The 11993-nt window shown below is 44.8% G+C and carries 12 protein-coding genes; 2 read left to right on the top strand and 10 right to left on the bottom strand.

Features of this window, described 5'->3' with window-relative positions:
- Positions 1 to 10: 10 nt before the first annotated feature.
- Entirely contained in the window at positions 11 to 1726 is a 1716-nt protein-coding gene (locus DES40_RS03210; protein ID WP_121099115.1) for an amidohydrolase, read from the top strand.
- A 19-nt stretch (positions 1727 to 1745) separates the two neighbouring features.
- On the opposite strand, the gene DES40_RS03205 is transcribed toward DES40_RS03210, so the two are convergent.
- From DES40_RS03205 to DES40_RS03185, 5 genes are all read right to left on the bottom strand, one after another.
- Entirely contained in the window at positions 1746 to 2231 is a 486-nt protein-coding gene (locus DES40_RS03205) for a YajQ family cyclic di-GMP-binding protein (RefSeq protein ID WP_121099114.1), read from the bottom strand.
- A 130-nt stretch (positions 2232 to 2361) separates the two neighbouring features.
- Positions 2362 to 3609, bottom strand: a complete 1248-nt coding sequence (locus tag DES40_RS03200) for an acyl-CoA dehydrogenase family protein (protein WP_121099113.1) — start codon at positions 3607 to 3609, stop codon at positions 2362 to 2364.
- A gap of 15 nt (positions 3610 to 3624) precedes the next feature.
- Complete coding sequence (locus DES40_RS03195; RefSeq protein WP_121099112.1) at positions 3625 to 4689, bottom strand: phosphotransferase family protein; 1065 nt, start codon at positions 4687 to 4689, stop codon at positions 3625 to 3627.
- Entirely contained in the window at positions 4689 to 5456 is a 768-nt protein-coding gene (locus DES40_RS03190; RefSeq protein ID WP_121099111.1) for a glucose 1-dehydrogenase, read from the bottom strand. Before DES40_RS03190 ends, DES40_RS03195 begins: the two co-directional genes overlap by 1 nt.
- A gap of 24 nt (positions 5457 to 5480) precedes the next feature.
- Positions 5481 to 6266 carry an SDR family NAD(P)-dependent oxidoreductase gene (locus tag DES40_RS03185; RefSeq protein WP_121099110.1) on the bottom strand — a complete coding sequence of 262 codons (786 nt, stop codon included), beginning with the start codon at positions 6264 to 6266 and terminating at the stop codon, positions 5481 to 5483.
- A gap of 109 nt (positions 6267 to 6375) precedes the next feature.
- Here DES40_RS03185 and DES40_RS03180 point away from each other — a divergent pair, with 109 nt between their 5' ends.
- Positions 6376 to 7599, top strand: coding sequence for a DUF3667 domain-containing protein (locus DES40_RS03180; RefSeq protein WP_121099109.1), 1224 nt, complete (start codon positions 6376 to 6378; stop codon positions 7597 to 7599).
- Between the two features lie 2 nt (positions 7600 to 7601).
- Here the strand turns inward: DES40_RS03180 and DES40_RS03175 are convergent, their stop codons facing one another.
- From DES40_RS03175 to DES40_RS03155, 5 genes are all read right to left on the bottom strand, one after another.
- A complete protein-coding gene (locus DES40_RS03175) occupies positions 7602 to 8060 on the bottom strand; it encodes a hypothetical protein (RefSeq protein ID WP_121099108.1) in 459 nt (152 codons plus the stop codon).
- Positions 8045 to 8446 (bottom strand): D-Ala-D-Ala carboxypeptidase family metallohydrolase, encoded by a 402-nt coding sequence (locus DES40_RS03170; protein ID WP_121099107.1) that lies wholly within the window; start codon positions 8444 to 8446, stop codon positions 8045 to 8047. The genes DES40_RS03175 and DES40_RS03170 overlap by 16 nt, the downstream gene beginning before the upstream one ends.
- 110 nt (positions 8447 to 8556) lie before the next feature.
- Positions 8557 to 9696 (bottom strand): DUF2853 family protein, encoded by a 1140-nt coding sequence (locus tag DES40_RS13345; protein WP_233345382.1) that lies wholly within the window; start codon positions 9694 to 9696, stop codon positions 8557 to 8559.
- A 42-nt stretch (positions 9697 to 9738) separates the two neighbouring features.
- Entirely contained in the window at positions 9739 to 10821 is a 1083-nt protein-coding gene (locus tag DES40_RS03160; RefSeq protein ID WP_170144861.1) for an OmpA family protein, read from the bottom strand.
- Positions 10822 to 11002: 181 nt separating this feature from the next.
- Entirely contained in the window at positions 11003 to 11962 is a 960-nt protein-coding gene (locus DES40_RS03155) for an NAD(P)H-dependent flavin oxidoreductase (RefSeq protein ID WP_121099105.1), read from the bottom strand.
- Between the last annotated feature and the right edge of the window lie 31 nt (positions 11963 to 11993).

Raw genomic sequence — 11993 nt, 5'->3', positions numbered from 1 at the left:
AGGGCATGGCATGCGTACATTATCTGGATTTGGTCTAAGTTTTACAGCGTCTTTATTGATTGGCTGTAGTGATGTCCCATTGACGTCCAAAAATGATAATGACCTGATACAAAAGGCAGCAAATTGGTGCATATCAGGTGGACCGATTTATACAGCTATCGACACCAATCCTACTACAGAAGCGATTGTCGTTACAGATGGAGTTATCGAGTATACAGGGTCATCAGGAGGGGGATGGTGCCCTCACCCCGAAAACCGTCACATCGATTTAAAGGGCGGCACTTTATACCCTGGGTTAACAGATGGCCACGGGCATTTGCTTGGAATTGGCTTAAGGGAAATGACCTTAAACTTAGAAGGCACAGCCTCAATTGAGGATTTACAAGACAAGGTTCGCGCAGAAACTCAGGCTAAACCACAAGATGCAGTAATTTATGGACGGGGTTGGATTGAAACGCATTGGCCTGAAGGCCGCTTCCCAAACAAAGACGATCTTGATGCTATAGCCACAGACCGCCCGATAATTTTGGAACGCTCAGATGGCCATGCCGTTGTGGTTAATTCCAAAGCTTTAGAGTTAGCCAATATTGATGCCAATACTGAGAATCCTTTTGGTGGAGCCATAAATAAGGATTCTAATGGCACCCCCACGGGTATGCTTGTCGACAATGCTGCTAACCTGATTAGTGAGCTTGTCCCAGCTTTAACTGAAGAACGTCGCCGAGAAGCCTATATTCGTGGAGCGGAACTCTATGCGTCTCGTGGATGGACAAGTATTCACTCAATGTCTGTAAACCCTAATGACATCCCTCTCCTGAATAATTTGGCCAAGTCAGGCGAGATTAAAATCCGGGTTTATAATTCGTTGGATATTCCAACCGATAGAACTATGCAAACCATGGGGCTAGATGAAACTTATGAGAACGGTTTGGTCGTTACACGAGCTATTAAGCTTTATGCTGATGGAGCTCTAGGCTCACGAGGGGCTGCTTTATTAGCTCCCTATTCTGACGATCCAGAAAATGAAGGCTTAATGACATTAAGAGAGGTACAAGTTGAAGCCTTTCTCAACACGGCTCTGCGGAACGGCATCCAAGTTAATACGCATGCCATAGGCGATAAAGCCAACCGCTATGTTCTGCAGTGGTATAAAAACGCTTTTGACGCTGTGCCAAAATCAAATTGGAAAGTGAAAGACCCGCGATGGCGGATCGAACATTCTCAAATTATTCATACAGACGACATTCCACTTTTCGCAAAATATGGCATTATCCCCTCTATGCAGCCGAGCCATGCTATTGGTGATTTACACTTTGCTGAGGACCGCCTTGGAAAAGATAGGCTTGCCGGCGGATATGCTTGGCGTAGTTTAATCGATTCCGGAGCCCGCATTATCGGAGGTTCGGACGCTCCTGTAGAGGTTGGAGACCCAAGGATAGAATTTTACGCGGCAACGCAGCGCAAGGATTTAAACGGATATAGCAATGAAAATTGGTTTCCGAGTGAAAAAGTTACGCCTCAAGAGGCTTTGAAAATGCTGACCATTTGGCCAGCATATGGCGCATTCACAGAGCAAACAATTGGAACTATAGCCGTCGGGAAACAGGCAGATTTCAGTGCCTTCAATACCGATATTATGACGGCCTCAGGTCCAGAGATATTAGAGAGTCAGCCTCTCTTCACCATGGTAAATGGTGAAATGGCCTATCAATCAAAAAACAAATAGGCCTAATGTAATTCGGTGTTTAATCTCGGAAGTTCTTGAATTGTACAGGTTGTTCTAATCCAAGGTCTTTAACGAATTGAATTGTCTGCTGTAGGTCATCGCGTTTCTTGCCTACAACACGCAAAGTGTCGCCTTGGATGGAAACTTGAACTTTACTTTTCGACGCTTTGATTTCCTTGACGATTTTCTTCGCCATTTCTTTATCAATCCCATCTTTAACAAGGATAGTCTGGCGGACGGATTGACCCGCAGCAGGTTCAACCTTTTGGTAATCTAGTTGACCAGGTTCAATTCCGCGTTTGTGTAGGTTTCCACGAAGAATTTCGTGCATTTGTTTCAATTTTAAATCATCATCTGCAAAGACCTTGATCTGTCCATCTGTACTTTCGACTGTGGATTTAGAGCCTTTAAAGTCATAACGAACTGTAATCTCGCGCATCACATTTTGAATAGCATTGTCCACTTCAGCCATATCAGCTTCTGAAACGATATCAAAACTTGGCATTTCTCACTCCTATTTAAAGACAGGGGCCATATCGACCTTAGTCATCTTTTTCAATAACTCTATCATAGAACGTAATAAAGCCACCTCTCTTTTGAAAGGTGGCTTTATAAACTCTAATGTTGGCCCAGAGTTAAACTTTGGTGTTCGTATAGGGCTTTAATTCTTTACGAGCGACCTGCATTCTATGCACAGCATCAGGTCCATCAGCAAAGCGTAACGTCCGCATACCAGCATACATATCTGCCAATGGTGTATCCTGACTCACACCTGTTCCGCCAAACATCTGCATAGCCTCATCTATGACTTTCAGAGCCATATTAGGGGCCGCAACTTTAATCTGAGAAATATACGGGGCTGCTGCACGGGCATCACCTTGATCCATCATCCAAGCCGCTTTCAAGCATAGTAGACGCGCTTGTTCGATAGCAATACGGCATTCGGCAATGATGTCATAATTGGCGCCAAGCTTAGCAAGAGGGCGGCCAAAAGCTGTTCTATTTAAAGAACGTTCGCACATCAGTTTCAAGGCGCGTTCAGCCTGTCCAACCGCGCGCATACAATGATGAATACGACCAGGCCCTAGGCGGCCTTGACTAACTTCAAAGCCGCGACCTTCACCAATTAAAAGCGCGTCAGCCGGCACTCGGACATTTGTAAATCGAATATGCATATGCCCATGTGGAGCATCATCATGACCGAACACAGTCATTGGGCGTAAAATTTCCACACCCGGAAGACCCGCTTCAATGGCAAACATTGAATGCTGACTATGCCGCGGAACACCGCTATCTCTTGCGGCTGTACGTGCCATCAAAATGTAGACAGAACAACGCGGATCACCGGCTCCAGAGGACCAGTATTTCTCGCCATTAAAGACCCATTCATCACCGTCTTTTTCGGCTTTAAAATCAAGGTTTGTCGCATCAGAGGAAGCAACATCTGGTTCAGTCATTAAAAATGCTGAACGAATTTTGCCTTCTAATAATGGTTTCAGCCACTTCTTTTTATGCTCTTCAGTGCCATACCGCTCAAGAACTTCCATATTACCTGTGTCAGGTGCTGAGCAGTTAAAGATTTCTGGCCCGAGCACACACCATCCCATTTCCTCTGCCAAATAAGCATATTCAACAGTATTTAAGCCATAGCCACGTTCAGAATCCGTCAACCAAAAGTTCCAAAGCCCTTGCTCCTTTGCCTTGGCTTTTAGACCTTCGCGAATTTCATTTTGGCGATCTGTAAACTTGAATCGGTCTCCTGCTTTGCCAACCTCGGCATGATATTCAGCATCAGCCGCTAGGATTTCATCCTGCATCATACGGCGAACTTTTTCGACGAGTGGTTTCACCCGCTCCGACATTCCTAAATCCATTTGTGACATATTTTACTCTCTCTCTTACAATTCGCCTGTTTTAATCTTTAATCTTGCCAATTGACCTAAGGCTGTTGTCATTTGACCATAATCTTTGAACCTTGGATTGTCATTTTGCCCTCGATAGAAGCGAGCATATATTTGCTGTATAATCACGGCTAACCGCCAAATCCCGTAGACATAATAGAATTGAAAACCAGAGACATTCGCTCCAGTTTTCTCAGCATAAAAGTCTAAAATCTCTTGGCGACGCATCATACCTGGTGCCACCGAAGGTTGGCGTATCATCATTTGCATGAAAGGTGGATCATCAGCATGAATCCAATAGGCCAAGGTGTTCCCAAGATCCATCATAGGGTCGCCTAGCGCCGAAATTTCCCAGTCCAGAATCGCTTCAATTTGTGTGGGATCACCATCTTTCAAGATACAATTATCTATACGGTAATCACCATGAATGATGGCAGCACCGCGTTCTTTTGCTGGCATATTATTTATGAGCCACTCTTGGACATCCTCAAACTTTTCGACGTCATCCGTCCAAGCCGCCTCGAAACGACGGTTCCACCCTGTAATTTGACGATTCACATAGCCCTCTGGCTTGCCGAAGTCTCCCAAACCAACAGCCTTGTAGTCGACGCTGTGCATGTCGACGAGTGTCTGGAAGAAATTTTCACAAAGCGCTCGCCCTTCTTTTTCACCCCAATTCCAATCTCCTGGAATCGTCTTATGAACAAGAGGCCCTTCAGAACGATTCATTACATAGAATTCCGCTCCAATTATCGCCGTGTCATCTGTGTAAAATACAGTTTCGGGTACTGGCACATGCCCCTTAAGCGCAGTCATGACGCGGTATTCCCGATGCATATCATGACCTGATTTAGGCTTGTCACCAAAAGGCGGACGACGCAGAACTAATCGACGGTCTGGGTAGTCTAAAGCATAAGTAAGATTAGAAGCCCCTGACGGGTATTGGGTGACTTTAGCTTCGCCACTTAAATCTGGCAGAACTGTTTTCAAAGCCGCTTCAACGGCTGCGATATTTAACTCTTCGCCTTTACGAACGTCTACGGTTAAGTTTTCAGCGCTCATTAAATTATGGCTCCACCATCAACAACCATTCCCTGCCCTGTGAAGTAGCTCGCTTCATCAGACACCATGTAAAGAACAGCCCCAACCATTTCCTCAGGTTGGGCCATGCGTTTGATTGCAAGGTTCATTTTAACATACATATCCATGACAGGGTTGTCTTTCAGGGCGCTTGCTAATTTTGTATCTGTAAACCCTGGCAGGAGTGCGTTTACTCTTACGCCATGTTGTGAATATTCTTTGGCCAACCCTTGTGTCATTGCGATTAAGGCTGATTTACTCATGCCATAAATAACACGAAACTCTGCAGGTTGGATGCCGTCAATTGAAGCAACATTTACGACAGACCCGCCGCCATCAGCTTTGAGTAATTTAAAAGCTTTGGTCGTTAGAAAATAAGGACCGCGTGTATTGACTTCAATTGTTTTATCAAACGCTGCCTCGCTCGCTTCATGAGCAGGGCCAAAATGCGGACTAGTCGCGCCGTTATTGATTAAAATGTCTAAACGCCCGAATTCCTTTTCAATCATGGCCAGCACAGCGTCATGATCAGACAGTTCTCCCAAGTGAAGTTGTGCAGATATAGCTTTCCCGCCCTTAGCTCGAATAGCTTCGGCAACTTTTTCGCAATCCGCTTGTTTACGACTGGAGCAAATAACTGTCGCACCATGTTCGGCTAATCCGTGAGCTACAGCTTCACCGATTCCGCGACTAGCTCCTGCTACGAGGGCTACTTTTCCTTCAAGATTAAATCGATGCGTCATCAACATTCTCCTCAGCTGTAATCGTTACTATTAAGTGCTTTTCGGCTTACCAAATGGACGCCCAACTTTTTGTTTAAGCTTTCCCATGCCTTGTAAATACTCGTCTGGCGCATGTGCCCGATGCTTGAAATATTCATGTACAATTGGATGAGAAAACACGTAAAACTCATCTTTCTCAATTGAGGCTTTCAATGCATCTGCAACATCTTTTGGTTCTAAGAAACCGTCCTTGCTACTTTCTGCCATTGCCATGCCCTCGGTCAAAGCAGATCTCACATATTGTGGGCAGATACAATTTGCTTTGATGCCATTGGCACCATGTTCTATTTGTATAGACTCAGCAAATGAAACGGCAGCATGTTTCGTACAAGAATATGAAGCACTACCAATTTGATTTAACAATCCCGCTGCAGAGGCTGTAATAACAAAACGTCCTGAACCGCGCTCCACCCATTTTGGCATCAAGTCACGAGCAGCATAAACAGAGCCCATGACGTTAATATCCCATGACCTTTGCCAACCTTCATTACTGCCGCCGCCGACATATCGTCCGTTACCATCGCCAACACCAGCATTAGAAACATAAATATCAATCTCGCCCAGATCAGCTTCAACATCAGAGATAAACTTCTGAACAGAGCTTTCTACGCTAACATCACAAATATACGCGGAAGCACCAATCTCTTTTCCCGTTGTCTCACATGTCTTGTAATCGCTAATAGCGACTTTCGCGCCCTCAGCGAGGAACATTTCGGCAATCCCACGACCAATACCACCTGTAGCCCCCGTAATGGCCACAACTTTTCCCTCAAACATACAGCTTCCTTTTTTATTTATATCTAGAAGTCACGACTGATTTCGTCATGACAACGGTCTGCATTATGATAGAGATATAGTGTAGTAAGCTCAAAGGGGAAACAAATCTGTGAATAGCGGCCCATCAGAAACGATAGAGGTAGAAGGTTTGATTGCCACTAGCGTGTTGGACTCTGATAATATCCCCAATAACAATCAGAGCGAAACATGTTTTTCCTGCCAGTCCAAGATGTTAGGCCTGTACTGTAAAGACTGCGGCCAAAAAAATGATGACTTCAGACGGTCTATATTTTCGCTAGGAATAGAAACCTTTACCTCTATTTTCTCCCTTGAATCGCGAATGTGGCGAAGTTGGTGGACATTATTAAGCCAACCCGGGCGCGTTGCCAGAGAATTTGCTGATGGAAAACGCACGCAATGGAGTAGCCCCATCCGTATATATCTTGCGATGAGCCTGCTCTTGTTTGGTTATATCGCCATAACCCAGACTCAGTTAATCAGCCTTGACATAAATGTTCAAAAGAGAGCGGATTCCGTAACGGCTGAAGAAAACATATCACTTGAAGATCTGAAAATGACTTTCAATTTTAGCCTGTTCGAAACAAAATATGAAATTGACGAACGTAATACAGAAAGAAACTTCGATTATATAAGAATGGTTTTCGAAGACTCAGACCATAATTACGATCTGACTGAAAACGGTGTTTTCTTTGAAAGAAAAAAAGAAGAGGCGTCGGCCGCCCTTAATACTTCACCCTCTCTATTGGATGAAGAAAGTAAGCCACAAACCAGTGAAAACCATATTACTGACACTTCGCCGATTATGGATGAAAGCAATGACGGCAACTATTTAACCCTCAATCGAAAAAGAGTGGACATCAGTAGCAACGGCTTACAAAAAGCGGTTATTGGATTTATGAAAGACCCTTCTGACTTTAACGAAACCTTTTCGAAATATTTACCCAGAATTATGTTTTTAATGATGCCCTTTACGATGTTTATTGGCGCATTATTCATTCGGGGGCGTGGCAATGCCTTTCTATATGACCACCTTGTTCATGCCGCATATGTACATGCGGTCCTATTCTTTCTTATACTTTTAGGGGTAATTTTAGGCCGCCTTTCTTTTATTCCGAACTCATTTATAGTCCTTACAACGATTATTTACATTCTCATTTATCTACCCCTTAGTTTGCGAAGAATGTTCAGGCGAGGTCCAGTTAAAACCGTCTGGACAGCCTATGGCGTGGCCAGCCTATACCTGTTTGTTATGATGACCATTGTGCTCAGCCTGACAATATTTGGCATTCAAGGCTATTTCGACACGGTCTAAAATCACCTCGGTACAGGCTTTGGCGCTCTGTCTCCAAACCACCACAATGTAGCCGCGGTCGCAGCAAATACACTAGCATCAACTATAGCCTTGTCTTGTGTCACCATAAATATGGTGGCTGTTACACCCCATAGGATAAGCGTAATAGCAGGACGAACGAGTCGTAATATGTTGATTACCCATAGGCTGGCTTTGCCCAATGAGGCCTCAGCCTTCAATGAAGCCTCAAGCCCGTTCCATGATCCAGCCTGAGCTGTAAGGGCAAGTTCCAGTTCTGTTTCCTGATGGCGGGCCTGCATGTTAAGCTCATGAAGACGGTATTCATGTCCCCACCTCGCCTGTTCTTGCTCGTGTAATTGACGTCTTTCAAAATATCCGGCCACTCGTCCTAAGGCAGTACCAACTATTCCAAACAAGCCGCCTGCAGCAGCGTCTATCCCAAGATTTAAAATGCTTGCCATATCGCTCTCGCTTTCTCGCCGCCATACCAGTGGCGTGGCCGGCCCATATCTAAGTGAATGAATGTCGTATAAAAACCAAAGCCAGTAAAACCTGCCTGCTTGGCCTGTTCAGCAAGAATGAAACGATTATGACCGTTAAGGTCTACATCTACTGCAAGTCTCAAATGTTCTGATAAAGGCGCTCCGCCGATATAGGCATTATGTAAACTGCACCTGTGGCCTGATAATATATTCAACGGCCTTCCGATTGCGTCACGAAGCGATTGTAGCCCATCCATGAAATCAGGCCAAAAATATATTTCACCGCAATGACGACAGGCCAATTCTTCTCGTGTGAAATTAGGCCACTGAGAATAATCCAAAAACCTGGTCGTTTCATCTTCCATAGGCACATAATAGCCGTAGGGCCAATGACGTGGATGCAATAAAAAAACCCGCCATAAAGGCGGGTTAATATAGATTTTTATGCGCGGATTAAAACCGCACTCTAATCGCCTTAAGCAAAGATGCTCATTTTACGGGCTTTTTTCGCAGCTAAGTAATAGAATGTGACGCGAGACTTAAAGCGATCACTCTTCATTTCTTGGCAGACATCTTTAACGAGCTCCATCTGGCCCGTTGTCTTGCCTAATTTCTTAGTTACAAAACCGTCCGCAACACGCTTAAGTTCGGCTTCATCAGAACAAGCCACAAGCGAGCTGTCACGAGATTTAAGAGCAATACCACAATATTTCACGATATTCTCAACCGATTTACGTTTGGCTTTCGGGTCATATTTTTTGACATTTGTATAGTACTTCTCAAATGCCGCTTCAGCTGCGCTCATTTTAGGCTTAGCTGAGCTTGGCTTAGGCCCAGGCTTCTTACGTGGTGCACCCGTTGCAGTAAGCGCGCCGCGCTTAGTCCCAGGTTTTGGTCCTGGCTTACGCTTGGCTTTTGGTGCAACACCTTTCGTGGCAAAACCTTTGGCTTGCTTAACCCACTCATCCCGTTTGATACGACCCGGAATAGAATCAATTACACCTTCCACCATTTTCACATCAGCAGCTTTCCAAGCGGCGATCTGACGATAATAATAGATGCCCTTACTGTTTAGGTCTTTTTCAAATTTTGGGCCAATACCCTTGATAACTTTCAAGTCATCAGGCGTACCCTCAGTTGGACCATCTGTATAAAGAACCTTTGGTTTAGCCGTCGCCTTAAGGGCAGGTTTCTTTTTAGCAGGAGCTTTTTTAGCCGGCGCCTTTTTCTTTGGCTCAGCTGAATCACCAAGACGGCCCTCTAGATACTTTACACGGGCTGCTAAGTAACGATTACGCCACTCAAGCGCATATGATTCATCATCATTGCTTGCACTTGCAGCAACAGCGCCGCCAGCTGCCGCAGCAGCGCCCGCTAATGCAAGCTTACTTTTCAGATCGCTTACATCTGTTTCGCTTGTTGCAATACGACCGCGAAGGCTTTGATTCTCTGCACGTAGCTGGTCGGCTTCTGCCTTCAATGCGCCTTCACCTTCAATAGAAAGATCACCATCTTGCTTCTTTCCTCTGAAAAGAAGCCAGCCCAAGAACAAACCTAATAACCCCGCTACGAGCAAAGGTAATATTAGGTAGCAAATAATATATGATAGATTCATTTTAATAGTCTCCGTTCAGGAATATGAAAAAGTCCAAAGCCCCTATTGAACTTGTGTTAATGTAAAGGCGGTTCTACGATTTTGAACGCGCCCTTCGGCCGTAGAATTGTCTGCAATAGGAAGCGTCTCCCCATATCCAACAGCACTCATCCGGTCACGGGCAACACCCTGAGCGGAAAGAAAAGCCAGAACAGTGTTCGCGCGGCGTTCTGATAGATCCTGATTGAAATCATCATCACCTAAACTATCCGTATGGCCTTCAATTTTTATACGAAAACTTTCGCATTGGTTTGCCGCCGAAGCAAGCTCACCCAAAAGATCAAAACTAGAGTTCCCTTTAATTTCCGCACGAGCAGATTCAAAGTTAATCTCGCGTCCTGACTTAAGATCGTCAAACAGCGACTGACAAATCGTTTTTGATGTAACATCACCGATCGCATCGGCTGCAAGGTTCTCAACTTGGATGTTCGCAGCACCTGAATATGGCGCAGAAACTTTAGCTGACATTTCATTAATACGGTTACGTACATCAACAGATGACGCTTCACCATTAATCAAAAAGCCAGTGTCTTCCATTTGAAAACGACCCTTTTCCAACAAGTTTAATTCATCCATGCCAGACTGAATAACATTCAACCAATTCGCATCAGGCGCGCCATTCGCAAGTTTGATTTTATTGTCATTGATCGTACCAGAAAATGTTGAGCGCGCCTTCATAAGCAGAGCGTCACGCTCTTCTGTATTTTCGACGAAACCATTTAACGTGATAGAACCGTCTTCATCTTTGATAATGTCGAACGTATAAGGAGTCTGAACCGGAGTAACGACTTTCTTTACTGTCAAATCGCTTAAAACTTTGTGCCAAGGTGACTTAGCCTCGCAATTAGAACATTCGGCTGTTTGAGCTGTCTCAACGGCGCCGCGCATATCATCCATGCTGGCGACTTCACCCTTAAGCGTTGCAACATGTCCGTGCATCTCAACAGAGACATTTTCATATCCATTAGCACTAAGCGCACGTTCAATATCTGAACCCATTATTCCAGAATACTTTGGCCCAACAATAAGTGCGTAGACTAACGCCACAATCGCTAAACAAATAATTCCGAGTAACCATTTACCCATGGCAATCCTCCCTAAACACTGAGCCCAATACGGACTCATCCCGCGCTTGGTTTAGACGATGCCGATTTAGGTTGCAATGCTAATAGAGGTGCAAACAGAGATATTCTCAACCAATTTTGCTGAAAACAACAGAATTAATTGAGACAGTTTAGAATAATTAGAATCAACTCAATTGTTGCGTTTAAACAACAATACGAGATTTTGCTTCTACATATTCTTCTTTTAATTCATCAACGATTTCGGAAACTGATGGTGCTGAAGTTACGCTTCCGACGCCTTGTCCAGCGCCCCATATATCTTTCCAAGCCTTGGCGTCCGTATTTCCGCCTGACCCAAAATTCATAGCGGCCTTAGAAGCGTCAGCAAGATTGTCTGGATCTAGCCCTGCTTTCTCAATTGAACCCCGCAAATAATTTCCGTGAACACCCGTAAACAAGGATGAGTAAACAATGTCCTCACCCGACGAGTTGATAATCTCATCTTTGTAACCCTGCTCTGCATTCGCCTCTTCAGAAGCTATAAAACGCGTTCCCATATAGGCGAGATCAGCCCCCATAGCTTGAGCCGCAGCAATCGACCCACCCGTGGAAATCGAGCCTGACAAAAGGAGCGGGCCATCATGGAATTGACGAATTTCTGGTATCAAAGCGAATGGTGACAATCGACCAGCATGACCACCTGCCCCTGCACAAACTGCGATTAAACCATCAGCGCCCATAGAAAGTGCTTTTTTGGCGTGACGGATATTAATAACGTCATGAAGGATTATTCCGCCATAGCTATGGGTGGCATCGTAAACCATCTTTGAGGCTTGAAGAGATGTAATGATAATGGGAACCTCGTGCTTAACGCAGATTTCCATGTCTTGCTCAAGGCGATTATTTGACCCATGGCAAATTTGGTTGACGGCAAAAGGCGCGACCTTTTTATCCGGGTTCTCTGCTTGATATTGTTCAAGCTCTAACTTGATTCTTACAATCCATTTTTCCAAAAGCTCAGGCGGCCGTGCATTTAGCGCAGGAAACGACCCCACAATACCTGCCTTGCACTGTGCAATAACAAGGTCAGGACCACTAACGATAAACATAGGGGCAGCCACGACAGGTAATTCCAGCCGGCTTAAAATTGGGGGTAGTGACATATTATGAGTCTCCGAAATAAAGGTCGTAAGT

The organism is Litorimonas taeanensis (assembly GCF_003634015.1).
GTDB lineage: Bacteria > Pseudomonadota > Alphaproteobacteria > Caulobacterales > Maricaulaceae > Litorimonas > Litorimonas taeanensis.
Note: the sequence above shows the minus strand (reverse complement) of the source record. Positions and strands in the feature narration are given on the sequence as shown.

Bases quoted from the DNA above. Each gene is read 5' to 3' on its own strand.
- DES40_RS03200 (WP_121099113.1), bottom strand. From the start codon at position 3,609: ATGTCACAAATGGATTTAGGAATGTCGGAGCGGGTGAAACCACTCGTC.
- DES40_RS03195 (WP_121099112.1), bottom strand. From the start codon at position 4,689: ATGAGCGCTGAAAACTTAACCGTAGACGTTCGTAAAGGCGAAGAGTTA.
- DES40_RS03155 (WP_121099105.1), bottom strand. From the start codon at position 11,962: ATGTCACTACCCCCAATTTTAAGCCGGCTGGAATTACCTGTCGTGGCT.
- DES40_RS03170 (WP_121099107.1), bottom strand. From the start codon at position 8,446: ATGGAAGATGAAACGACCAGGTTTTTGGATTATTCTCAGTGGCCTAAT.
- DES40_RS03185 (WP_121099110.1), bottom strand. From the start codon at position 6,266: ATGTTTGAGGGAAAAGTTGTGGCCATTACGGGGGCTACAGGTGGTATT.
- DES40_RS03210 (WP_121099115.1), top strand. From the start codon at position 11: ATGCGTACATTATCTGGATTTGGTCTAAGTTTTACAGCGTCTTTATTG.
- DES40_RS03160 (WP_170144861.1), bottom strand. From the start codon at position 10,821: ATGGGTAAATGGTTACTCGGAATTATTTGTTTAGCGATTGTGGCGTTA.
- DES40_RS03190 (WP_121099111.1), bottom strand. From the start codon at position 5,456: ATGTTGATGACGCATCGATTTAATCTTGAAGGAAAAGTAGCCCTCGTA.
- DES40_RS03175 (WP_121099108.1), bottom strand. From the start codon at position 8,060: ATGGCAAGCATTTTAAATCTTGGGATAGACGCTGCTGCAGGCGGCTTG.
- DES40_RS13345 (WP_233345382.1), bottom strand. From the start codon at position 9,696: ATGAATCTATCATATATTATTTGCTACCTAATATTACCTTTGCTCGTA.
- DES40_RS03205 (WP_121099114.1), bottom strand. From the start codon at position 2,231: ATGCCAAGTTTTGATATCGTTTCAGAAGCTGATATGGCTGAAGTGGAC.